Consider the following 24,746-nt stretch of genomic DNA (forward strand, 5'->3'; position numbering starts at 1 on the left):
AAATAAATAAATGAGAGCTTAAAGTATAAGAAATTCTCCTATTTGTTATGTTAATAAGTAGTGATTGCATTATAAAAAATAATAAAGGAAGATACCTACTATGACAAATAACAAGAACTTAAGAGGTAACCCACAGGAGACTGATACAGAATTTGCAGATGATTTTCATTCAGAAGGTCAGCAAAAGGGACGTAATAACGATCATCCTAACCGTCGTAAGCGGCGTAATGAACCGAGATATGCTCGTAAAAGTAAGTAGTAAAGAAAAGCACGCGTCAGACGTGCTTTTCTTTACTTTACGGATACAGGAGTTTTCATCGTAAAAAATGCTGTCGTAATACCTACTGCGATTACTGTAACAATCGAATATAAAAAAGAATGACCACCAATCATATATCCTCCAAATAAGAGGATAATGCTGTCAATGATTAAAATAATAATTCCTACATTAACATTTGTGATCTTTGCGATAAATTGAGCTAATAAATCAATTGGACCTGTACTTGTTTCTTGACGAAGCATAATGCCAATTCCTGTGCCAACTAAAAACCCTCCAATTAAGGCACTTAAAAAAATAGGGGGCTGGTTTAAAAACTGCATGGGTGAAAGGAAATCAATAAAAAAAGAAGAAGCTAATAAACCATGTAAGCTGTTATAAAAATAAGGCCGTGCAAAAAACCAAGCAAAAACATACATAGGAATACTAAGTAAGATAATCGTTAAACCAGTATGAAAGCCAAAAATATACTTAAAAATCAAGCTGATTCCGATAATTCCCCCATCAAGCAAATGGTATGGGACAAGTAAGCCATTAATTCCAGCAGCTATAAAAATGCTTCCTATAATAATGGAAAGTAGTTTTATGATCATTTATATCGTCCTCATTTCTTTCAATCTTCTCATTGAAAGAATATGTCCATGCTCTTCATAATATCATTCCATTTATCATATTTAAGTGTGTCTTGTCATATGTAAATAACATTGTTATGCTTAGGATAACGAATATGTGGGAAAGAGCGGTGAGGATAATGAGCAAGGAAGCACTATTAATTATTGATATGAGTAATGATTTTGTTTCAGATGACGGCAGTTTAACAGTAGGAAAACCTGCACAAAGCATTGTTCCAGCTATCATTGAAACAGCAAACAAATTTTTAGCTAATAATCAAGTTGTTGCCATTTGTATGGATGAACACGAAGAAAATGATCCTCACTTTGATTTATGGCCTGCCCACAATGTAAAGGGAACATATGGACAGAAGTTATATGGGAAATTAAGTGAATGGTATGAAGAACATAAATATAATAAGAACGTTATTTATGTTGGTAAGCCTGAATATGATGCATTTTTCGGTACAACTTTAGATGAAGAGTTAAAAGAACGTAGTGTAACTAAAGTTCATTTAACAGGTGTTTGTACAGATATTTGTAATTTTCTTACTGCATATGGTGCTTATGCTAGAGGTTATAAAACGGTTGCTTTAAAGAAGCAAATGGCAACTTTTACTGAAAATCATGAGCTTTTTTTAGAACATATGGAAATTGTATTTAAAACAGAAGTTAAATAATAAAAAGCCTTTTTGCTTAAACTATAGCAAAAAGGCTTTTTATTTTGAATGTTTTTGAACATATTTAATTTTATGATAATATAAAATGGTTGTTTTTTAAAAAAAATGATAGTTTTTGATTGATTTTTGAAAGTGATTACATTATACTAAGGATAAGAAATAAACACGGTAATCTTATAATAAAAGAGGTTATAAATTATTATCAAAATTGAAGTTTTAGTACCGGAACTAATAATGAAATTAAAATCATTCAAAAATAGTCAAAATGGATGAAATAAATTTAGCATTAGACATGACAAAAACTTCATAAAAGGTGGTAACGACTAATGATTTATACATGTACGCTAAATCCTTCTGTTGATTATCTTGTCGAAGCTGACTGTATTCAACTTGGTGAATTAAACCGTATTACAAAAGAGGCAAAAATTCCTGGAGGAAAGGGAATCAATGTTTCACGTGTTTTAAATGGTTTAGAAATAAAAAATAAAGCATTAGGCTTTATTGGAGGCTTTACGGGACGTTTTGTTGAAGAGTATTTGCAAAATGAGCAAATTGGTTGTGATTTTGTAACGGTTAACGGAGACACGCGCATTAATGTTAAATTAAAAGCTGATCAGGAAACAGAGATTAATGCAGCTGGACCTAAAATAACTGAAAAAGAATTGAAACAGTTAATGGAGAAGTTTGATCAATTAAAACGTGATGATATTCTCGTTCTAGCTGGAAGCATTCCTCATTCTTTGCCAGCTCAACTTTATAAAAACGTTATGGAGAGATTAGTTAATAAAGGCATTAAAGTAGTTGTAGATACAACAGGTCAATCATTAGCTGATGTATTACAGCTTAAACCTTTTTTTATTAAACCTAACCACCATGAGGTAGCTGAATTGTTTAATGTATCCATCACGAGTGTTGAAGAAGCTGTTCCATACGGCAGAAAGCTTGTTGAGATGGGGGCGGAACATGTTGTTGTTTCAATGGCAGGAATGGGTGCGCTTTTCTTTACAAAAGACCAAGTCTATTATGCAAATGTTCCAAAGGGAGAGGTTAAAAATTCTGTAGGGGCAGGTGATTCTGTTGTAGCCGGATTTCTAGTTTCTTACGTGACCAATGGCGATTTAACAGAAGCTTTTCGCTACGGTGTAACGGCAGGAAGTGCTTCTGCATTTTCCAAAGGCTTCTGCACAAAAGAATTAATTGAAGAGTTAATAAGTGAAGTACAAATAAAAAATGTAAAAGAGGGGGCCAAAATATGAGAATTACAGAGTTATTAAAAAGAGACACAGTGATCCTCGATTTAACTTCAACGTCAAAAGAGACTGTTATTGATGAATTAGTAAATAAGCTTGATCAAGCAGGAAGATTAAGTGACCGAAAATTATATAAAGAAGCAATTTTAGCAAGAGAAGCACAAAGCACAACAGGAATTGGTGAAGGCATTGCGATTCCACATGCGAAAACAAAGGCCGTTAAAACACCTTCCATTGCCTTTGGTCGTTCGGGTGAAGGAATTGATTATGAAGCCCTTGATGGACAGCCAAGCCACTTATTTTTTATGATTGCTGCAAGTGAAGGAGCAAATAATGCACATTTAGAAACATTATCTCGCTTATCAACACTTTTAATGGATGAGACCTTTCGTCAAAAATTAATGGCAGCTGCTTCTGTTGATGAACTTCTAAAAGCGATTGATGAAAAAGAACAGGAAGTTTTAAAAGAAGAAGAGCCGACAGAAACACAAGAAACAAAAAGTGCTAAAGGGAAAGTCCTTGCTGTAACAGCTTGTCCGACTGGGATTGCTCATACTTATATGGCAGCTGACGCTTTAAAAGCGAAAGCGAAAGAAATGGGTGTAGACTTTAAGGTTGAAACAAATGGCTCTGGTGGAGCAAAAAATGTTTTAACAGAGGAAGATATTGAAAACGCTGTAGCGATAATCGTTGCTGCTGATAAGCAGGTTGAAATGGAGCGTTTTAAAGGTAAGCATGTGATTCAAGTTGCTGTTGCAAAAGGAATTCGTGAACCTCAAAATCTAATCGAACGTGCGCTAAAACAGGATGGACCAGTATTCCAAGGTTCTAGCAGTGAAGAAGGTTCTAAAAGTTCAGGAAATAAAGAGCAGCGTTCAGGATTTTATAAGCATCTAATGAGTGGTGTATCCAATATGCTGCCATTCGTTGTTGGTGGTGGTATACTAATTGCCTTATCATTCATGTTTGGTATTAAAGCGTTTGATCCTGAAGATCCGTCTTATCATCCAATTGCAGAAGCACTCATGACAATTGGAGGCGGTAATGCATTCGGCTTAATGATCCCAGTTCTTGCTGGATTTATTGCAATGAGTATTGCTGATCGACCTGGTTTTGCTCCTGGTATGGTTGGTGGATTTATGGCTGCAACGGGCGGTGCTGGTTTCTTAGGTGGTTTAATTGCCGGTTTCTTAGCTGGTTACGTAGTAGTTGGATTGAAAAAAGCTTTTTCAAAATTGCCTAGCGCATTAGAAGGTATTAAGCCTGTTTTACTTTATCCACTGTTTGGTATTTTAATTACTGGTTTAATTATGCTGTTTATTGTAATTGACCCTGTAAAAGCATTAAACGATGGTCTTACATCTTGGTTACAGGGTATGGGGACTGGAAATCTTGTTCTTCTTGGTTTGATTTTAGGTGGTATGATGGCAATTGACATGGGTGGTCCAATTAACAAAGCAGCGTTCACATTTGGGATTGCAATGATTGATGCTGGAAACTATGCGCCGCACGCAGCGATTATGGCGGGTGGTATGGTACCTCCACTTGGACTTGCACTTGCAACAACGTTCTTTAAAAATCGCTTTACAAAAGCAGAGCGGGAAGCAGGAAAAACAAACTATATTATGGGAGCATCATTCATTACAGAAGGGGCGATCCCGTTTGCTGCTGCAGATCCTGGTCGTGTAATTCCTTCAGCAGTAGCTGGTTCAGCAGTAGCTGGTGCTTTATCAATGATGTTTGGAGTAGGTCTGCCTGCACCGCATGGAGGGATATTTGTTATCCCAGTTGTGGAAAATCCATTAATGTACGTAGTATCAATTGTTATTGGCTCAATCGTTACAGCTCTAATGGTTGGATTGTTAAAAAAGCCAATTGAAGGACACCAAAAAAATAAAGAAAATAACGCAGCTTAACAGATAAATGAGGAGGAAGAAAAATGGCAGAAAAAACATTTAAAGTAACGAGTGACGCTGGAATTCATGCACGTCCAGCAACCGCTCTTGTTAATACAGCAAGTAAGTTTGAAGCCGATGTGCAGTTAGGTTTTAATGGGAAAAATGTTAATTTAAAATCGATTATGGGTGTAATGGCTTTAGGGGTTCCTCAAGGTGCTGAAGTAACAATTTCTGCATCAGGTGTAGATGCTGAGGAAGCATTGGATGCCCTTAGTGACGTGATGAAAAAAGAAGAACTTGGAGTTTAATCCGTATAACTTAATATATAAGAAATACTCATCATTGAACTCTTTAGCTTAAAATGTCGAAAGTAATTGTATCCCCTACACGAAAAATAGTGTAGGGGATTTTTAAAAAATATTCTACATAAATATCATATTTCTTTTCATTTTGCTCATTATTTTATTTTGACACATTACTATTCTGAAAGTTAATGACTTATATAGACTCACCATAAGAATTCGACATCTAATCATGTTCACAAATTAAGTGGAAGTGACCTAGTTAATCTTAAGTGAAGGAGAAAAAATATGAAAATGAAATTCTTCTTTCCTTAAAACAAGATTTAAATAAGTCCCATTATGAAGCTTATGTAACCGAAATAGGTTTTTTATTAGAAGAAATTAATTTAACGAAATTCAGCCAGAAGTCCCCTTCCTCAAAAATTCGATGGAATTTTAGGTAGGGGATGAATGGCGCTTTTTTGTTTTGGTATTCAGAAATAAAAATAATAAGATTTTCCTATATGCAAACATTTGTTCCGGATGATAAAATGAAGGTATGGAGGTGAAGCCCATGTATCGAACGATGAAAGTCCCGTTTTCTGCTTCTGCTGCTGCCATTCAAAAGTTGTTTGACATCCGCCGGCTTTGTGCCGTTGTTTGGAATGAATGTGTGCAAATCGCTCGTTATTATTACCGGCTCGGTGGTGGATGGATTACCAAAAGCGATCTTCAAAAGGAAATAAAAGGGCTCTATCCCCTTCACAGTCAAACGATTCAAGCTGTCGCTCATAAATTCCTTCAAGCAAGAGAAGGGGCGCAAAAAGCGAGAAAAGCAGGGTTCAATGTCCGCTATCCTTGGAAGCATAAATTTGTATTCAACCCCAAATGGGTCGGAGAATCGTTTACACTCCAAGGAAAGAAAATGACCCTTTCATTAGGAATATGGAAGGGAAAACGTCAGTCGAGATTAACACTTAAACTGCCTAAAGTCCCTCCAGGAAACGTGAAAGAAGTCGAATTAGTTTTTGATCGAAAATGGTTGATTTGTCTTTCCTATGAGACCAATACCGAGGAAGAACCCCCTAAACAACAAGGACGATCCGCAAGTATCGACCCCGGAGAAATTCACACCATTGCCAGTGTAACCGAAAACGGTGACAGCCTCGTGATCACCGGCCGCTACCTAAGAAGCATCCACCGTTTACGAAATAAAAAACTAACAGAACTGCAGAGGCTGATGAGCCGCTGTAAAAAAGATTCCAGACAATGGAGAAAATACAACCGCGCCAAAAAATATGTGCTGTCTAAAAGTGACGAACAACTAAAGGACGCGCTTCATAAAACAACGAAACAGTTCGTGGACTGGTGTCTTCAACATGACGTTAATCATGTCGTCATCGGCGATGTAGAAGGGGTTCAGCGAAACACGAAAAGGAAAAAAAGCAAAAAGACGAATCAAAAGCTGTCGAATTGGTCTTTTGGAAAGCTGTATGCCCTCCTTGTCTATAAACTAAAAGCAAGAGGGATCACGATTGAAAAAGTTGACGAGCATTTTACGTCCCAAACGTGCCCCGTTTGTGGAAACCGCAAAAAAGGAAGCCGTCGAACCTATCAGTGTCCATGCGGTTATAAAGAACATCGGGATCTTCATGGCGCAAGGAACATTCTCACCAAACAGCTGTATGGGAAGATGATCGATTATCCGCTTCATAATCCGATCTATTTACGACCGACGTATCTACAACCTGCCTCTTCAGCTTAAGAAGACCTTTTTCTGCTGAAAGGAAGTAGTAGACGGGCAGAACCGCCCCTTGTTCGTTGTGAAACGCACAAGTTGCCTACGGTGGCAGTTTTCTGTCGGGAGACACGAAACGGAAAGACCACTATCCCCAAAAGGGATGTTTGGTTCCAAGTATAAAGGCAGTGTTGGTGACACTTGTTCCAGCTGGGACGGCTTTTGGACTTGTGAACTTCAAACAGGAAACCCCTTCCTCAAGCGCGAAGCGATAGGGAGGGGAGGTTCATCGCTTAAGCATCTTAAAAAATGGTCAACACCAAAAAAGGTAAAAATCCCGCTTTCTCATATTGGTTCATTAAGTTATATAATGAAAGAACCTCATGGAAGTGTTTTAATACTTGCACCATGGAATTATCCTTTTCAGCTCCAGTTGGCTCCGTTAATCGGAGCGATATCAGCTGGTAATTGTGCTGTATTAAAGCTTTCTGAACTTACGCGTATCAAGATTAATTAAGAAATTGATTGCAGAAACGGTTGTAAAACAAACGACAAAATTTGATTTTGCATTTCGTTATCCATCCAGCAAATATGGGTTGAAAATAATAAAAAAATTATTAGGAGACTAAACAAAGCCGCTCTTCCCATTACAAAGAGCGGCTTAATTCATTTATTTATTTATTTAATTCATTAAGAATTTCATGGATTTCTTCTAAGTTGTTAACTTCATAGTCAGGGATGGCAATAGAATCATCGCGTTCATTGTTTTCGCGATTAATCCAAACAGAATGAACCCCAACACGTGTGGCACCAAGAATATCAGTTGTTAGTTTATCCCCAACCATTACTACTTCTTCTGGTTTTAATTCAAGTAATCCAAGGGCATGGTTAAATAAAGAAGGATCAGGCTTACCGCGTCCAAAATCACCAGAAATGACAATATGATCAAAATAAGGAACAAGATCAGGAACACCATCAAGTTTTGTTTTTTGCAGGTCAGGTGAACCATTTGTTAAAAGAAGAAGTTGATAGTTTCCTTTTAACTCATCAAGCACTTTATATGTTTCATCATAAACTAAAGGCTTATTACGACGCTCTGAGCGGAATGTTTCAGCAAGTTTAGCACCAAATGCTGGATCATCAATACCTAATGCTTTTAATCCTTGTGTCCATGCGTCTTTTCTGTATGTTGGCGCAACTTTCTCAAGCTGACGAAATCCTTCATGTTCTCCTTCTAGAAAATCTCCCCAAAGGCCTTCAAATGGATTGATGCCAATCATTTTTGTGAATTCATAAGACTCATATGTCGCATAAAGTTCACGAGCTGCACTGCGAACAGCTTCTTCTAACTGCTTTGGATCGAGATTATACTTTTCTTGTGCTGCTTTACAAGTATTATCAAATGATTCTTGAATACTTTGGTTATCCCATAATAATGTGTCATCGAGGTCAAAAAATACTGCTTTAATCATTGGTTTCTTCTCCTTTTCTCTTATCTCTATGGTTTAAAATATTTTCACACTATTTATCATACCATCTCTAAAGGGAAGTGGCATCGGTAGTTTTATTAAAATTTCAAATTAAAGCGTAACTATTTAAAAATTTATAGTCGAAATAATAAAAATCCCGATGCTTCGTTAGTGATCATACGAAACAACGGGATTATGTGCGTTTAGTGATTGGATACAGTTTGCTCAGATGACAGGATAAATGGTTCAACTTCAATCTCCTTTACAACAATCCATTTAATAAAGTTTCGTTCTTTATGTGTTAAAGGACGGTTAAAAAACCCCTGGAAGTCGAGAAATAATTTATTATACCTTCTCATTTGTTCTCTGCTCATTAGACCGGCTTCAGGATTAGACTGGTATTCTTCATGTCTCGCACTTAACATGATAGCCGATTCTCCTTTCAAAATAATGTAGAGTTTGAAAACGCTTTCTTTATATAAGAGTATTCGCCGGTATAAAATAAAAACCTTTTTAAAAATCAGAAAATTATAATTTTTTATAAGAAATTTGCTTGCATCGTTCTTTTTGAGAGGTTAGTGTCGTATAAAAGGTTATGTCAAGCTATTAATGTATGATAATCTAAAAAGACAAGTAGAAAAGAAGGGAAAGTGCTAAATGAATGATCAGAAGTTAAATTTTTTTACTAAACTTTGGTATAGTATGACACAGTTTAGTAAATATCCAGATATGATTAAGCAAGGGATAGGAAAAGCATTTCTTTATTTAGTATTGCTTACATTAACATTAGGAACGGTACATGCAGTGATTACTGGATATAATGTTAGCCAAATGATTAGAGGATTTAATGAACTAGTAAAACAGGAACTCCCTGCGTTTACGCTTCAAAATGGTGAACTTTCTGTTGAAGGCGAGATGCCAATGGTGCTTGAAGAAACGCAATCAAGTTTATTTATGATTGATGTAACAGGTGAAATCTCATCAGATGTTTTAGATCAATATGAAGAGGGAGCTCTTGTCTTAAAAGATCGCGTAATAATGAAAGAAAGCAGTTATGAAAAGCGGGAGTTTACTTTTAATGAACTTGAGATCAATTTAACAAAAGAAGATATCGTTACATGGCTGCCCTATCTTGAATGGCTTGGTGCCGCTGCAGGAATTTTTATGTTTTTCTTTTTCTTTATTGGAAAAATGAGTAGTGCTCTGGTTATTAGTGTAATGTCACTAATTTTTCGGGCAATCGAAAAAGCTTCTCTTTCTTTTGGAGGGCTTTATAGTATGGCAATTTATGCTTTAACACTTCCAGTAATACTCGATGTATTGCTTTCTATTTTTTGGTATGGAACTCCTTGGTATCTTTATTACGGCATTGTGTTTCTTTACATGTGGTTTGGGATAAAACAATATAAAAATATAGATGATTGGGGAAAAGAGTCTTAAAAGGGAATCCGCTTAGATTCCCTTCTTGTTATTATCGCCAAAATGGAATAAGGCGCTTTAATTTCCGGTTTTCTCGCTCTTGTTTTGCAGCTGCAATCTCGCGATGAGTTTTAACAAATTCTATGAACTGTTCTTCCCGTCTTATAATATCCTGACGGTTAACTTCACGTTCTTCTTCAATTTGCTGTTGAGACATTTTCTGCTGATTTTCAACGGACTTAGAAAGGTTTTGAATTTCTTTTGTTGTATGTGAAACAGATTCGTTAATAATCATTGTTTGTGTTTGAGTGGAAGAGGCAATTTCTTTCTTTACTTCTTGAAGCACTTCTTGTCGTACTTCCTGTCGAATTTCTTCACGTACTTCTTTAATCATTTCATCCTTTAATGCATCAAAAGATTCCATCAACTTTTTTAAATCGTCTAATGTTTTGCCATCATCATTTTGAATAATTTGTTGAATTGTAGGAGCATCATTTACTGATAGAGGAACAGGAGATTCTGCGGATTCTTTTTCGTTTTCTTCTGAGCTATTATTTAGTAAAGAGCAAATTGTTGATATACTTAGGTGTTTAGAGCGCATCTGTTTTATTTGAAGAAGGGTTTCAACTTCTTGCTCTGTATAATATCTGGCACCTGTTCTGCTTCGGGGAACTTCTAAAATTAATTGAAAATCCTGTTCCCACTTACGTAATGTCCCAGTTGGGAGTTTCAGTTTTCGACTTACTTCTTTCATTGTATAAGTTGTTGATGGACTCCTCCTCATAATAAAGCCCTCCTTAGATGGTTTTTTATTTATGCATGTTATTTGGTAGTGAGCAGTTAGTTATTGTTTATTTTACTGTATTGGCATTTATATCGCGTTTTTCCTGCTAGTTGACAAAAGTTATCAAAAGAAGTGGAAAGAAGACGAGTTTCAGCAGAAATAGCTGTTTTTCATAAAAAAGAAGCACACAAAATTTTGTGTGCTTCTTTTTTAATTTCCTCCTGCAAGTTTTTCAAGGGTTACATAATCTGTTTTTCCGCTTCCAAGAAGTGGGATTTCATCGATGTGTTCAATGGATGCAGGAACTAATAGTGTGGACACTTTTTTCATTTTTATATGCTTTTTTAATACTCGATCATTTGTTTCTTTATCTGTTGTAAATAAGATGATTCGCTCACCTTTTCGCTTATCAGATACGGCTACAGCGGCAAAATCATTATGACCATAAAGCTCACCTGCTAAGCTTTCAACAAGATTGAGAGAAACCATTTCCCCGCCAACTTTTGCAAAGCGTTTCAGTCTAGAAGTAATTGTAACAAATTCAAATTCGTCAACTTCCACAACATCACCAGTATCATACCAATCTTCAAGGGGGATAAACCCCTTACCATGAATTAAATAACCTTTCATGAGGTTAGGCCCCTTAATTTGAAGTGTTCCCCCTTTTGGAATTCCCTCTACCGGCTGGATATGATATTGAATTCCAGGAAGAAGCTGACCAACAGAACCAGGTTTATTGTAAAGCGGTGTATTTAAAGCCAAGACTGGTGCTCCCTCAGTCGCTCCATACCCTTCTAAAATTCGTATTCCAAACTTTTCCTGCCATGTTTGTTTCAGTTCTTCCTTAGCTTTTTCAGCTCCTGTAATAACATAACGTAAAGAATGAAACATAAATGGATGGGCATTACGTCCGTATCCATTTAAAAAAGTTGGTGTACTTAGCAGTGCCGTCGCATCCTCTTGATAAATTAACTCGGGTATAGCCTTATACTGAACAGGAGAAGGATGCAGAAAAACAGGAATATTCGAAATTAAAGGAAGGATCGTTCCAATTGTAAGTCCATAACTATGAAACATTGGCAGCGGATTAAAAAGATAATCCTTGCTGTTTAAGTCAATGACAGTTAATGCTTGTTTGATGTTTGCAAAGAGATTATGATGTGTGAGAATAACTCCTTTTGGTTTGCTCTCACTTCCAGAAGTAAATAATATAATTTCATTACTTTTTGCTTCTGATTTTGGTGACAGTGTATTATTCTTTAATCCTGTTAGTTTATCTGTTGTAGAGATTTGTTCTTTAACATCTTCTAAATAAATAATCCGGTAGTTGTCGCTTAATGATTTTAAAAGTTCTTGAAGACCTGCTTTTTGAATAAATTGCTTTGACGTTACAATCGTTTTTAGTCCACTTGTTTCACAGCAATCTAATAAATTTTGTTCCCCCATTGTAAAGTTTAAAATTGCAGGGGTGATACCGTTTTTGAAACAAGCAAATAAAAGTAGGGAATGACCAATTGAATTCGGAAGCAGTATGCCGATACGCTCTTCATTAATCATCTGTTCAACTTTTTGGCTAATTACTTGAACAGATAATAAAAATTTATTGTAAGAAATTTGCCCAGATAAATCTTTAATGATAAAATCTCGATCGCGATAGGACTTATCGGCTTTTAAAAACTCATCAAAAAGATTAACATTTCTTTTAAGTTGACATTCTAGCTGATGATTCCCCATTTTTTTATAAATAACTTGAGCAAGCCGTTCTTTTTGTTCTTCGCCTTTCGCGCTTTCAAACTGTGAAAGTGAAAAAGAGCTGCCAAGAGAAATAGAAGGGGTTCCGGAAACAAATGATTCTAAGCGTAATTTTGCCCCATGTTCTTTCAGCTCCTTATTAATATAAATAGGATAAATAACTGCTTTTGTACGATAAGCGATATAAGCAATTTCTGGGTAAATGCGCATTAAATTACCAGCTTTAGAAATTCGATTTTCAGGAAATAGAAGAATATCTTCTCCATCTTCAATTAGATTAACCGTTTTCATTAGTGAACTTGCATCTAATTGATCAAAAGCAGTGACTTTTCTATTTTTTAGGTTTTTCTCATTTAATTCGTATTCTCTTTTATTAAATACAACAAAATGAACCTTCTTCGGAAGAGCGGCATCTAATAGGGAAAGGTCCATCATTGAAAGATGGTTTGACATAAAAATAACACGTTCTTGAGCGGAAGAGGGTGCAATTTTTTTTGTGCGCAGCTTATTTAAAAAGGATAACAAATTTTATACACTCCTTATACAATTAATAAAACGTTTAGGTCCTGTCTTATGTAATGCTTTGTTATATATAGTATTTACGGCTTATTAATGCAATTAAACACATAAAGGCATACAATCTCTATCTTACAGGAAAACAAAAGAACTTGTCGATATTTGTTTTAAGCTTCAAAAAAAGGAATTCCTATTACAATGAAATCTCACGCAAAATGAAGCGTGAGATTGTAATATTTAAGAGCCTATTAACAATCCAACTGCGCTGTCTTTATTAATTATTCCTTTTTTATAGAAGTTATAGAAGGATTAGAATTATAACTATTGCTATGAGGATAAAATAACGAAGATGTGCAAAACATTTGAGGTTCTTGGGAGTAAAACAGAACAAGATAACAGCTCCGAAAGGTAACAATTACCAGCATGAAGAAGATAGAATTACCAATTGTCTCTTTTTTAGATGTAAACGCTTGTAATCTTTAATTTTCAAGGGATTTTCATACATATCCCCTAAATTGACGTTTGATTTTGACTTTTCTGTCATTTATGATTAATACATAGTTAAGGTAAACCTTTATTTAAAAATAAAGGTTTACCTTATTTTATTAATGGATATATACAAAGGTAACTAATAGTATAAAAAATAAAGAATTAATAAATATACTATTGATTTTATTTTTATACATAATTATAATGAACATAACAATTTTAAAAACGAGGTGTACGAAACGTGAATGCAGCAATTATTGGAGCAACAGGTTATGGAGGAGCAGAATTATTACGTTTATTAAAAAATCATCCCGTGATAAAAGTACATTCAGTACATTCTTCCTCACAGCAGGGAAAAGAACTTTCGGAAAGTTATCCGCACTTACAACAACATCCATATACACTAGAAGATATTAACCCTGATCGACTTGCAGAGGAAGTTGATTTAGTGTTTACTGCTACACCATCAGGAGTTTCAAGCAAGGTTGTTCCGCAGCTTCTTGAAGCAGGTTGTAAAGTAGTGGATTTATCTGGTGATTTTCGCCTTTTAAATACGGGTGACTATGAAAAATGGTATAAAAAAGAGGCAGCGCCATTACAATGGTTGGAAAATGCAGTTTACGGATTAACAGAATGGGTGAATAGAGAGAAGCTGCAAAACACCCAGTTAGTAGCAAATCCAGGTTGTTATCCTACAGCCACACTGCTTGGATTGGCTCCTTTAGTAAAGAATAGCTTAGTAGATCCAAAATCTATTATTGTTGATGCGAAGTCAGCGGTTTCTGGAGCAGGTAGAACGCCAAATTTAGTAACACACTTTGCTGAAATGAATGATAATTTTAAAATCTATAAAGTAAATCAACACCAACATATCCCTGAAATTGAGCAAGTGTTAAAAGAATGGAATGAAGCTGTAGAAACGATTACATTCAGTACTCATTTAGTGCCAATGACACGTGGGATTATGGCAACAATATATGCAAATGTAAAGGAAGGTATCTTGGCATCGGAAATTCGTAAAGCTTTTGAAAAGAGTTACAAAGATTCATATTTTGTGAGATTGAGAAAAGAAGGCGAGTATCCAAGTACGAAGGAAGTATACGGATCTAATTATTGTGATCTTTCTTTCTCCTTTGATGAAAGAACAGGACGCCTAACAGTTGTATCTGTGATTGATAATCTCGTAAAAGGAGCAGCAGGTCAAGCAATCCAAAATGTGAATGTAATGCTTGGATTAGATGAGAAAACGGGATTAGAGTTTATTCCAGTATACCCATAAAGATAAAAACGGAATGACATTATGAAAGGTAAGGTGACGGCGTTGTTAACGGCTAACTATGACATCGTTAAAATAGAAAAAGGCACAATTGTAACACCAAAAGGATTCTCAGCAGCAGGACTGCATTCAGGCGTGAAAAAGCAGCGAAATGATTTAGGTGCTATTTTTTGTAATGTACCGGCAAGTGTAGCATCTGTTTATACACTAAACAAAATGCAGGCAGCTCCTTTAAAGGTAACAAAAGAAAGCATTGCAAAAGAAAAGAAGATTCAGGCAATCGTAGTTAACAGTGGAAATGCAAATGCTTGTACAGGTAAACAGGGATTAGAAGATGCTTATGCAATGCGAAAAGCCGCAGCAAAAAAATTTAATATTCCAGAGCATTATGCTGCCGTTGCTTCGACAGGTGTTATTGGTCTACAAATGCCTATGGATAAAATTCTATCTGGAATTTCACAACTGAACCCTGAACAGACAAATGAAAGTGCGGAACAGTTCAATGAAGCAATTATTACAACCGACCTTGTGACAAAGTCTACATGTTATCAAGCGCAAATTAATGGCCGTCCTGTTACAATTGCAGGTTCAGCTAAAGGTTCGGGAATGATTAAGCCAAACATGGCAACAATGCTCGGTTTTGTAACAACAGATGCTGCCATTGAGTCAGATATACTTCAGTTAGCTTTAAAAGAAGTTACAGATCAAACATTTAATCGTATTACAGTGGATGGAGATACATCAACAAATGATATGGTAACTGTAATGGCAAGCGGGCAGGCTGAAAATGAATTATTACATCCTAGTCATCCTGAATGGCAAGTATTTGTACAATTACTTCGTCAAACGTGTGAAGATTTAGCAAAAATGATCGCGCGTGATGGTGAAGGAGCGACAAAGCTTATTGAAGTAGAAGTCAAAGGAGCATTGAATGATGAAGATGCTGGAAAAATTGCCAAAGCCGTTGTTGGCTCTCCACTCGTAAAAACTGCTGTTTATGGAACGGATGCCAACTGGGGACGAATTATTGCAGCTGTTGGTTATAGTGAAGCAGTGATTGATCCTGAATCGATTCATATGTTTGTAGGACCTATTCAAATGTTAAGAGATAGTCAACCTCTTCCTTTCTCTGAAGAAGAAGCTACGGCGTATTTAGAAAATCATGAAGTGAAATTTACAATCGACTTACAAATTGGTGAAGGTTATGGAAAAGCATGGGGATGCGATCTCACCTATGATTATGTAAGAATTAATGCAAGCTATCGTTCGTAGGAGAGGAGACTATAAAACAATGAAAGATATCGTTGTGATTAAGTGTGGGGGGAGTACGATTGAACAGCTCTCCGACGATTTCTTTAAAAGTATAAAAAAGTTAAAAGAAATAGGATTTAAACCGGTGATTGTTCATGGTGGTGGTCCTGCTATAAAAAATATGTTAACAAAATTAAAAGTTGAAACAGAGTTTGTAAATGGTCTTCGCAAAACAACAAGTGAAGTAATGGAAGTAGTTGAAATGGTTCTTTCCGGTCCGGTTAATAAATCACTTGTTCGTAAGCTGGAATCTGTGGGTGTAGATGCTGTAGGAGTGTCCGGCAGTGATCATCACCTAATTGAAGCAGAACCGAAAGATCTTGAAACATTAGGATATGTAGGAGATGTAACCAAAGTAAATGCGAATTTTGTTTATCAACTGCTTAATCTTGAAGTTGTACCAGTGATTGCACCTGTCGCAGTAAATAAGAATGGAACGATTTATAATGTGAATGCCGACACAGCAGCGGGTGCTGTAGCAAAAGCTCTTCATGCTAACAAACTTATTTTTGTAACAGATGTTCCAGGAATTTTGAAAGATAAGAAGTTGCTGGAAACCGTCACAGAGCAGGACGTTAAAGCATTAATAAATAATGGTACAATTTATGGCGGGATGATCCCGAAAGTTGAAGCTGCTTTATACAGCTTAGAAGGCAGCCTAGAAGAAGTGATGATTGTGGATGGCAAACATTCATCAATGGTCCAAGATGGAAAAATTATTGGAACAACGATAAAAAGCACAATGGAGGTTGTCTAAATGTCTGCGCTTTTTCCTACTTATAATCGCTGGAATATTTCAATTGAATCAGCAGAAGGAACAACAGTGATTGATCAAAATGGCAAAAAATACTTAGACTTTATTTCAGGAATTGCGGTTTGCAATTTAGGTCACCGCCATCCTGCTGTTCAAAAAGCGCTTGAAGAACAGTTAAACAAAGTATGGCATGTATCAAATTTATTTCAAATAGACCTGCAGGAAGAAGTTGCAGCACAGTTAACAGAAAAAAGTTCAGGAGATTATGTTTTTTTCTGCAACAGCGGTGCTGAAGCAAATGAAGCCGCTATAAAAATTGCGCGTAAATATACAGGGAAATCGAAAATTATTACATTTAAGCAGTCTTTTCATGGGCGTACATTCGCAACGATGTCAGCAACTGGCCAAGAAAAAATTCAGCAAGGTTATGGCGATTTGCTGCCTACTTTTGAATATGTTCCATATAACGATGCGGCAGCTTTAGAACAAGCAGTTGATGAAAATACCGCGGCTGTTATGCTTGAAGTGATTCAAGGTGAAGGCGGCGTAAATCCGGGAACAGCGTCTTTCTTAGAAAAAGTTCAAAGTCTTTGTAAGCAGCATAAACTTTTACTTATTGTCGATGAAATTCAAACAGGAATCGGTCGAACAGGAAAGCCGTTTGCATACCAGCATTTTGCTCTTGATCCAGATATTATAACGGCAGCAAAAGGATTAGGTAATGGTTTTCCAGTCGGTGCGATGATTGGAAAAGAACACTTAAAAGATACATTTTCACCAGGAAGTCATGGCACGACATTTGGTGGGAATATGCTTGCAATGGCAGCTGCTAAAGCAACATTATCTGAAATTTTCAACGATTCCTTTTTACAAGAGGTCGAAGAAAAAGGAAATTACTTATTAAAACAGCTTCAAGAAAAACTGGCAAGCTGTCCACTTGTAGAAGAAGTTCGCGGTAAAGGGTTAATGGTTGGGATTTCTTGTAAAGAAGATGTTGTTTCTCTTATTTCCACATTTCAGGAAAAAGGGCTTCTCATTGTTATTGCCGGACCTAAAGTCCTTCGCTTACTGCCGCCGTTAACGGTTACGAAAGAAGAACTCGATCAAGCAGCTTCCATTCTTGTAGAAGAAATATTACTGAAAAATAAAAAAGGTCTTGCTACTTCGTAAAATAAACGTTAGGATAAAGAATAAAGATGTAGCTTTTTATACAAAAGCTGCATCTTTTATACTCAAAAATGAATAAAAATACTTATATATAAATAATTATCCAAAAAAGACAGTGGTTTGGAGGAGAGAAATCATGAAAGGTTATTTAGTACTTTCAACAGGTGATGTGTTTACTGGTGAATGGGTCGGAGATAACAGTGCCACCTATGGAGAAGCAGTTTTTTTTACCGGCATGACAGGATATCAAGAGGTGTTAACAGATCCTTCATTTAAAGGACAGTGTGTTGTATTTACGTACCCTCTTATTGGGAATTATGGGGTGAATTTAGCTGATAATGAGAGCATTAACCCACAGGTATCAGCGGTTATTGTGAGTGAATCCAGTCTAGAAGGTTATCATTATGAAGCGGTTGAATCGTTTGAGCAAACATTAAAGAAACATAACATCCCAATGCTTAAAAACGTGGATACAAGAGCGGTTGTAAAACGGATCCGGGAAGTGGGAGATGTTGCTTGTATTTTAACGACAAATCCTGATGCAGTGAATTTCTCTTCTTTTAAGGAAATTGGAACACGCGACTTAATTGAAGAAGTAACGAGTCAATCTACGCAATCATTTGGAGATGGAAAAGAACATGTTGTATTAGTAGATTTTGGATATAAAAAATCAATGATTGATTGTTTAGTAAAACAAGGCTGCAAAGTAACCGTTGTTCCTTATACAACTTCATTTCAAGACATAAGCAAATTGAATCCAGATGGTATTCTACTATCAAACGGACCAGGAAATCCGAAGCAAATGAAACCATACTTAGAGAAAATTAAAAAATTAGCAGAGACCTATCCAACGTTAGGAATTTGTCTTGGACATCAGTTATTAGCTCTTGCATTTGGTGGAGATACAAAAAAACTTAAATTCGGTCATCGCGGGGCGAATCAACCTGTAATCGATTTAGTAACAAATAAAGTGTATATTACTTCACAAAACCACAGTTATGTAGTAGATGATAACAGTTTAAAAAATACGCCATTTAAAGTGCGTTATCAAAATATAAATGACGGATCTGTAGAAGGAATGGTACATGAACAACAAGCAATTTTTTCTGTTCAATTCCACCCAGAAGCACATCCAGGTCCGAGTGATAGTGAATGGATTTTTGAAAACTTTTTAACAATGATAATGAAGGCCAAGGGAGAGAGTGTCTATGCCTAAGCATGAAGGAATAAAAACTGTACTCGTAATCGGATCAGGACCGATTGTTATCGGTCAAGCGGCAGAATTTGACTATGCAGGAACTCAAGCTTGCTTAGCGTTAAAAGAAGAAGGCTGTAAAGTTGTTTTAATTAATAACAATCCAGCGACGATTATGACAGATGAAGAATTTGCGGATGTTGTTTATTTTGAGCCGCTAACAGTTGAAAGTGTTGAAAAAATTCTTATTAAAGAGAAACCTGATGGACTTTTGGCGACACTAGGCGGTCAAACGGGTTTAAATTTAGCGCTTGAGCTTCACAAGCAGGGGATCTTAGAAAAATATAATGTTCCTCTTCTCGGTACACCAATTGAATCGATTATGAAAGGCGAAGATCGGGAACTATTTCGTGCTCTTATGCATGAATTAAATGAGCCTGTACCGGAAAGTGAGATTGTTAGCACATTAGCAGAATCACTTCAATTTGCTGAACGTGTGGGGTATCCTGTTATTGTGCGTCCGGCTTATACCCTTGGAGGGTCAGGTGGTGGAATTGCGCAAAGTCAAGAAGAGCTTGAAGTGATTGCAAAGCGTGGACTAAAAGCAAGCCCCATTCACCAATGTTTAATTGAAAAAAGCATTGCTGGTTTTAAAGAAGTAGAATACGAAGTGATGCGTGATGATAATGATACATGTATTACAATTTGTAATATGGAAAATGTAGATCCAGTTGGGATTCATACGGGTGATTCTATTGTTGTAGCGCCATCACAAACATTAACAGATGTAGAATATCAAATGCTGCGCTCTGCGTCGCTTAAAATTATTCGGGCACTTGGAATTGTTGGAGGATGTAATATTCAATTTGCTCTAGACCCATACAGCAAACAATATTATTTAATTGAAGTGAATCCTCGTGTAAGCCGTTCGAGTGCTTTAGCGTCAAAAGCAACAGGTTATCCAATTGCAAAGATCGCTGCCAAATTAAGCATAGGCTATCATCTTCATGAATTATTTAATCCAGTGACAGGTCATACGTATGCAAGTTTTGAGCCCGCACTTGACTATGCGGTCGTTAAATTTCCATGCTGGCCATTTGATAAGTTTAAGCATGCCGATCGCACACTTGGTACACAAATGAAGGCCACAGGTGAAGTGATGGCGATTGAGCGCAACTTAGAAAGCGGCTTTCAAAAAGCAGTAAGGTCACTTGAATTAAATACAGATGGCTTAGCATTAATTGAGTTTAATTCTTATGAAACAGAAAAGTTATGGGAGTTAGCAAAAAATGTAGATGATCGCCGTTTCTTTGCCTTAGTAGAACTATTGCGCAGAGGGAATTCAGTAGATCAAATTCACGAAGTAACAAAAATTAATAAATTTTTCTTAGATTGTTTTAAACGGTTAACAGACCTTGAAGGAAAAGCAAAACAAACGTCAATCGCAACAGTGAGCAAAGAAGAACTGCTTGTATTTAAACAAAAAGGTTTTTCAGATGAGTGGCTTGCAGGTGTATGGAATGTTGAGCTTGCAGATGTACGTAACAAACGAAAGGAATTTGAAATTTTCCCAAGTTATAAAATGGTTGATACGTGTGCAGCAGAGTTTACGGCATCAACTGCTTACTATTATTCTTCTTGGAAAGGCGAGCATGACGCAGTGCCATCAGCTAAAAAGAAAATATTAATTGTTGGCTCAGGCCCAATCCGTATTGGCCAGGGTATTGAATTTGATTATTGTTCTGTACACGGCGTTATGTCGCTTGAGAAAAACGGATATGAAACAATTTTAATTAATAACAATCCTGAGACGGTTAGTACAGATTATGCTGTGGCAGATCGTTTGTATTTTGAGCCTCTAGCAGTAGAGGATGTGTTAAATGTTGTAGAATTTGAGCAGGTTGATGGTGTAATTGTCCAGTACGGTGGTCAAACAGCTATTTCTTTAGTAGAAGGATTAGAAAAAGCGGGTGTGCCATTATTAGGAACGACAAAAGAAGTCATTGATCAATTAGAAGATCGGGATTTATTTTATCAATTTTTACAAAAGCTTTCTATTCCGCATATCCCAGGACAAACAGCTTTTAATAAAGAAGATCTTGTTCAAAAAGTCACAGACATTGGTTATCCAGTCTTAATTCGTCCTTCCTATGTAATCGGCGGAAAAGGGATGATTATTCTTTCAAATGAAACTGAGTTAAAAACGTATGCTGATATGCTTGACGATGCTGTACATTTCCCGATTTTAACGGACGCTTATTATCCGGGTAAAGAAGTGGAAGTAGATGTGGTCACAGATGGAAAGAATATTTTAATTCCAGGCATTTTTGAACATGTTGAAAAAGCAGGTGTTCATTCAGGTGACAGCATGGCAGTAACACCACCGTATTCAATTTCAGAGGACGCGAAAGAAAAAGTGGTTCAGTATGCTGAGCGTATTGCAAAAGGCATGGACTTTAAAGGGATTTTCAATATTCAATTTGTTCTTTATAACAATGAAGTATATGTACTTGAAGTAAATCCACGTGCTTCACGAACGGTGCCAATCTTAAGTAAAGTAACAGGCACAAACATGATTCAGCTTGCGACTGATACTTTATTAGGTAAGAAGTTAGCTGATATTAATGAAACGACTGGTTTACTACCTGAAACAAATTACTTCACAATTAAAGCACCAATTTTCTCTAACTTTAAACTACCGGGTGTGGATCCGAAGCTTGGACCTGAAATGAAATCAACAGGGGAAATTATTTCAATTGCAAATTCAATTGAAGAAGGATTTCATAAAGTGTTTATGTGGAATGAACAGCAATCAAATGTGTTTAAAGAAGAGGAATGTCAAGTTTATCTTGATGTAGAGCTATCAGATTTACAACATTTAAATCCGTATGCAGACGCTTTTAAAAATCGTGGTATAAATCTTATTACAAATTCTCAATTAGCGGATGGAACGGATTGGTTAGAAGCTGTTGGAGATTATAAAGAATGGTTAAAAACTGAAAAAACATTGGGAATGATTAGTCTGAAATCTCGCAGTGATCAATCCGCGATTGAGAATAGACAATTAGCCGTTCAGCATGGTCTTATCGTTATGACAGATTGGGAAACAGTTGAAGCATTTTTAACAGGGAAAAATACAGATAAACAACCACAATCCATTCAAGCATGGAAAAAATCAGACTACAAGGAAGTGATTTCACAATGAGCGGTGTTGTAGAAAAAAAAGTGAATTTAAAGGGGAAAGATTTATTAACATTAGCAGATTTTTCTAAAGAAGAAATTCTTTATTTATTAGACTTTGCTCTTGAGCTAAAACAGCAGCAAAAAAGAGGAGAAAAGCATCTTCTTCTTGAAGGGAAAACACTTGGGATGATTTTTGCTAAATCTTCAACAAGAACGCGCATTTCTTTTGAAGCAGGTATGAATCAGCTTGGTGGAAAAGCGATGTTTTTAAATCAAAGTGATATGCAGATGGGACGCGGCGAATCAATTGCGGATACTGCAAAAGTATTAGCGCGTTACCTTGATGCAATTATGATTCGTACGTTTGAGCACGAGATTGTTGAAGAGTTGGCGGAACATGCTGATATTCCGATTATTAATGGTTTAACAGACGATTTCCACCCATGTCAAGCATTAGCAGATTTGCTGACGATTTATGAAGAAAAAGGAACATTTGCAGGAAAAAAACTTGTTTATGTTGGTGACGGAAATAATGTGGCGCATTCTCTCATGATTGCTGCATCAAAAGTTGGATTAGATTGTGCAATTGCAACACCGAAAAATTATGAACCTAGCGCTAAAGTTATTGAAATGGTGGAACAGTTTACGAAAGAAAGCGGCTCACAGCTGCTTTTAACAAATGATCCAATTGAGGCTGTAAAAGATGCCGATGTAATTTATACCGATGTCTGGACGAGTATGGGTTGGGAATCAGAAAATGAGCAGCGATTAAAAGATTTTGCAGCTTTTCAAGTGAATCAAGAGCTTGTTAAACATGCTAAATCTGATTATTCTTTCCTGCATTGTTTACCTGCACACCGTGGTGAAGAAGTAACAGCTGACATTATCGATGGGCCGAATTCTGTTGTGTTTGATGAAGCGGAAAACCGTCTTCATGCACAAAAAGCTGTTTTAGCTTCTTTATTATAAAAAATCAGACAGCAAAAAAGCGAGGATTGATTTGAATCAATCCTCGCTTTTGTATTTTATAAGAACAGCAGTACAAACGCACCTGCGATTAAACAATAATAAGCGAAATATTTTAAGTTTCCGCGTGCCATAATATTCATAAACCATTTTAATGAAAAGTAGGATGCAATAAGAGATAGTAAAAAGGCAACAGCATAAGGTAAAAGTAATTCAGAAAGGCGAGGGTCTTCTAATAAATCACTAAGACCAAGAATAACGCCGCCTACACTTACAGGTATATATAATAAAAATGAATAGCGAAGAGCTGTTTCCTGTTTCATTCCAAGTCCCATTGCAGCTACAATAGTAGCACCTGAGCGGCTAATTCCTGGAATTAAAGCAACTGCTTGAGCGAAACCGACAATAAGAGCATCTTTAACTGAAAGATCAGCATCGTTTTTTCTACCGCGTAAATTTCGGATTAACCACAGTGCAGTAGCTGTAATAAGCAAAGTAATCCCAACGGTTTTAATGCCTTTTAAGTGTTCTGAAATGACATTATCAAACAAAATGCCAATCACACCGGCTGGAATTGTTCCAATAATTAAATAAACGATAAACATAAAGTCACTTTTTGAACGTTCATTTTTTGTCATTAAGTAATTCGTTCCGTTAATGGTTAAGCGCAATAAGTCATCACGATAAATAAGTAATACAGCAAGAAGTGAGGCGAAATTCATAATGACTTCGAAGCTTAATCCTTCAATGCGCAAATTGAAGAAATATTGTGCTATTACTAAATGTCCGCTTGATGAGATTGGGATTGGTTCTGTTATACCTTGTAATAATCCTAAGAATGCGTATTTTAGTAGTGTAAAAAGTTCTTCCATTGTTAAATTCCCCCGTGTTTCAATTAATTACATGTATTCATTAAACTATATATTGTAGAAATTTGTAAAGCACTAATTTGGTTTGCTTTCATAGGATAAATTTGCTTCGTTGAAAAATGCTTTATAGAAATAAGCGGAGTATTTTACTTATGATCTTTTATGATTAGGGAATAATAAGGGAGATAATTTAATAAAGGAGGAATTAAGATGGGTGGAGAAAATCGTCAATTTGTTCCAGGGCAAAAAGCGCCGAATTCTGGAAGTTATATTGAAATTGGTGAAACAGGAGGAATGGTAAAAAATCCGCGAATGGTTAATTTAGAAGTTGGCGAGGAATTTCCTGCAACCTCAAATCATAATCGGAAATGGGCGAGAAAACCGAAAAAGAACCGATAGGACATCCTATCGGTTCTTTTTTACGTATTCTCATGTATCGATTTTTATTTTGCTTCTGATGAATTAGGGACTGCTGCATCGCCTAATACAAAAATAATCGCAGATACAACAAGCGAAATAATTGCAGCTGATGAAAATTCATAGCTTGTAGATGTCATATTAGAAACTACATAGAATAACATCTGTGTTAATAAAAAGCTCCAAATAATTGTCCATATGTAACGCATTTTCTTCACCTCAATTGCAAACGAATTCAGCTCAGTCTTATTTTATCACAAATTTTTTAAAAATGAACATTCTTCTTAAAAAGTTTATGAAATTTCTGTTAAACAATAAAGAGTATTAAAAAGAGTATTAAGAGGAGAGAAACGGAATTAAAAAAATAACTTGAGAAAATATGGAATACTTTTTATCTAATTATTATTCATCGCATAGATTAATAGTAGAATTTAATTATTGTGA

22 protein-coding genes and 1 pseudogene are annotated in these 24,746 nt (G+C 36.1%); 16 read left to right on the forward strand and 7 right to left on the reverse strand.

The window, feature by feature from the left end; all coding sequences use genetic code 11:
• Positions 1-100 precede the first annotated feature (100 nt).
• Positions 101-259 (forward strand): hypothetical protein, encoded by a 159-nt coding sequence (locus tag DS031_RS23460; protein WP_181832991.1) that lies wholly within the window; start codon positions 101-103, stop codon positions 257-259.
• Between the two features lie 32 nt (positions 260-291).
• On the opposite strand, the gene DS031_RS03345 is transcribed toward DS031_RS23460, so the two are convergent.
• Positions 292-870 (reverse strand): YitT family protein, encoded by a 579-nt coding sequence (locus tag DS031_RS03345; protein ID WP_113804518.1) that lies wholly within the window; start codon positions 868-870, stop codon positions 292-294.
• A gap of 158 nt (positions 871-1,028) precedes the next feature.
• Between DS031_RS03345 and DS031_RS03350 the strand changes: the two genes are divergently transcribed.
• The 6 genes and pseudogenes from DS031_RS03350 to DS031_RS24010 all read left to right on the forward strand — a co-directional run.
• Positions 1,029-1,568: a cysteine hydrolase family protein gene (locus DS031_RS03350; protein ID WP_181832992.1), complete on the forward strand. Its 540-nt coding sequence runs from the start codon at positions 1,029-1,031 to the stop codon at positions 1,566-1,568.
• 326 nt (positions 1,569-1,894) lie between these two features.
• Complete coding sequence (gene pfkB / locus DS031_RS03355; RefSeq protein WP_113804520.1) at positions 1,895-2,824, forward strand: 1-phosphofructokinase; 930 nt, start codon at positions 1,895-1,897, stop codon at positions 2,822-2,824.
• Complete coding sequence (locus tag DS031_RS03360; protein ID WP_113804521.1) at positions 2,821-4,734, forward strand: PTS fructose transporter subunit IIABC; 1,914 nt, start codon at positions 2,821-2,823, stop codon at positions 4,732-4,734. Before pfkB ends, DS031_RS03360 begins: the two co-directional genes overlap by 4 nt.
• A gap of 23 nt (positions 4,735-4,757) precedes the next feature.
• On the forward strand, positions 4,758-5,024 hold the full coding sequence (locus DS031_RS03365; protein ID WP_113804522.1) for a phosphocarrier protein HPr: 267 nt from the start codon (positions 4,758-4,760) through the stop codon (positions 5,022-5,024).
• Between the two features lie 547 nt (positions 5,025-5,571).
• Positions 5,572-6,762, forward strand: a complete 1,191-nt coding sequence (locus DS031_RS03370) for an RNA-guided endonuclease InsQ/TnpB family protein (protein WP_113804523.1) — start codon at positions 5,572-5,574, stop codon at positions 6,760-6,762.
• 265 nt (positions 6,763-7,027) lie between these two features.
• A pseudogene (locus DS031_RS24010) lies at positions 7,028-7,234 on the forward strand (aldehyde dehydrogenase family protein); the annotation flags it as partial.
• Positions 7,235-7,409: 175 nt separating this feature from the next.
• Here DS031_RS24010 and DS031_RS03380 read toward each other — a convergent pair.
• Together DS031_RS03380 and DS031_RS03385 are read right to left on the reverse strand one after the other, a co-directional pair.
• Positions 7,410-8,207 (reverse strand): HAD family hydrolase, encoded by a 798-nt coding sequence (locus tag DS031_RS03380; protein ID WP_113804525.1) that lies wholly within the window; start codon positions 8,205-8,207, stop codon positions 7,410-7,412.
• Positions 8,208-8,407: 200 nt separating this feature from the next.
• Positions 8,408-8,629: a hypothetical protein gene (locus tag DS031_RS03385; protein ID WP_113804526.1), complete on the reverse strand. Its 222-nt coding sequence runs from the start codon at positions 8,627-8,629 to the stop codon at positions 8,408-8,410.
• Between the two features lie 232 nt (positions 8,630-8,861).
• Between DS031_RS03385 and DS031_RS03390 the strand changes: the two genes are divergently transcribed.
• Positions 8,862-9,644 carry a DUF1189 domain-containing protein gene (locus tag DS031_RS03390; RefSeq protein ID WP_113804527.1) on the forward strand — a complete coding sequence of 261 codons (783 nt, stop codon included), beginning with the start codon at positions 8,862-8,864 and terminating at the stop codon, positions 9,642-9,644.
• 31 nt (positions 9,645-9,675) lie between these two features.
• On the opposite strand, the gene DS031_RS03395 is transcribed toward DS031_RS03390, so the two are convergent.
• Entirely contained in the window at positions 9,676-10,407 is a 732-nt protein-coding gene (locus DS031_RS03395; RefSeq protein WP_113804528.1) for a MerR family transcriptional regulator, read from the reverse strand.
• Positions 10,408-10,617: 210 nt separating this feature from the next.
• Positions 10,618-12,684, reverse strand: coding sequence for an AMP-binding protein (locus DS031_RS03400; RefSeq protein ID WP_113804529.1), 2,067 nt, complete (start codon positions 12,682-12,684; stop codon positions 10,618-10,620).
• A 721-nt stretch (positions 12,685-13,405) separates the two neighbouring features.
• On the opposite strand from DS031_RS03400, the gene argC reads away from it, so the two are divergent.
• The 7 genes from argC (at position 13,406) to argF (ending at position 23,019) form a co-directional block, all read left to right on the forward strand.
• Complete coding sequence (gene argC / locus DS031_RS03405) at positions 13,406-14,443, forward strand: N-acetyl-gamma-glutamyl-phosphate reductase (protein WP_113804530.1); 1,038 nt, start codon at positions 13,406-13,408, stop codon at positions 14,441-14,443.
• A 21-nt stretch (positions 14,444-14,464) separates the two neighbouring features.
• Complete coding sequence (gene argJ / locus DS031_RS03410; RefSeq protein ID WP_113804531.1) at positions 14,465-15,712, forward strand: bifunctional glutamate N-acetyltransferase/amino-acid acetyltransferase ArgJ; 1,248 nt, start codon at positions 14,465-14,467, stop codon at positions 15,710-15,712.
• A 19-nt stretch (positions 15,713-15,731) separates the two neighbouring features.
• Positions 15,732-16,508: an acetylglutamate kinase gene (gene argB / locus DS031_RS03415; RefSeq protein WP_113804532.1), complete on the forward strand. Its 777-nt coding sequence runs from the start codon at positions 15,732-15,734 to the stop codon at positions 16,506-16,508.
• The gene (locus DS031_RS03420; RefSeq protein ID WP_113804533.1) at positions 16,509-17,675 is read left to right on the forward strand and encodes an acetylornithine transaminase; all 1,167 of its coding nucleotides are present in this window, start codon (positions 16,509-16,511) and stop codon (positions 17,673-17,675) included.
• A 133-nt stretch (positions 17,676-17,808) separates the two neighbouring features.
• Positions 17,809-18,888, forward strand: coding sequence for a carbamoyl phosphate synthase small subunit (locus DS031_RS03425; protein WP_113804534.1), 1,080 nt, complete (start codon positions 17,809-17,811; stop codon positions 18,886-18,888).
• A complete protein-coding gene (locus DS031_RS03430) occupies positions 18,881-22,072 on the forward strand; it encodes a carbamoyl-phosphate synthase (glutamine-hydrolyzing) large subunit (protein WP_113804535.1) in 3,192 nt (1,063 codons plus the stop codon). The genes DS031_RS03425 and DS031_RS03430 overlap by 8 nt, the downstream gene beginning before the upstream one ends.
• On the forward strand, positions 22,069-23,019 hold the full coding sequence (gene argF, locus DS031_RS03435; RefSeq protein ID WP_113804536.1) for an ornithine carbamoyltransferase: 951 nt from the start codon (positions 22,069-22,071) through the stop codon (positions 23,017-23,019). The genes DS031_RS03430 and argF overlap by 4 nt, the downstream gene beginning before the upstream one ends.
• Before the next feature lie 56 nt (positions 23,020-23,075).
• Here the strand turns inward: argF and DS031_RS03440 are convergent, their stop codons facing one another.
• On the reverse strand, positions 23,076-23,888 hold the full coding sequence (locus DS031_RS03440; RefSeq protein WP_113804537.1) for an undecaprenyl-diphosphate phosphatase: 813 nt from the start codon (positions 23,886-23,888) through the stop codon (positions 23,076-23,078).
• A gap of 207 nt (positions 23,889-24,095) precedes the next feature.
• Here DS031_RS03440 and DS031_RS03445 point away from each other — a divergent pair, with 207 nt between their 5' ends.
• Positions 24,096-24,284 (forward strand): YjzC family protein, encoded by a 189-nt coding sequence (locus DS031_RS03445; protein WP_113804538.1) that lies wholly within the window; start codon positions 24,096-24,098, stop codon positions 24,282-24,284.
• 44 nt (positions 24,285-24,328) lie between these two features.
• On the opposite strand, the gene DS031_RS03450 is transcribed toward DS031_RS03445, so the two are convergent.
• Positions 24,329-24,511: a YjzD family protein gene (locus DS031_RS03450; RefSeq protein ID WP_113804539.1), complete on the reverse strand. Its 183-nt coding sequence runs from the start codon at positions 24,509-24,511 to the stop codon at positions 24,329-24,331.
• Between the last annotated feature and the right edge of the window lie 235 nt (positions 24,512-24,746).

It is taken from the genome of Bacillus taeanensis (assembly GCF_003318295.1).
Lineage (GTDB): Bacteria > Bacillota > Bacilli > Bacillales > UBA6769 > Maribacillus > Maribacillus taeanensis.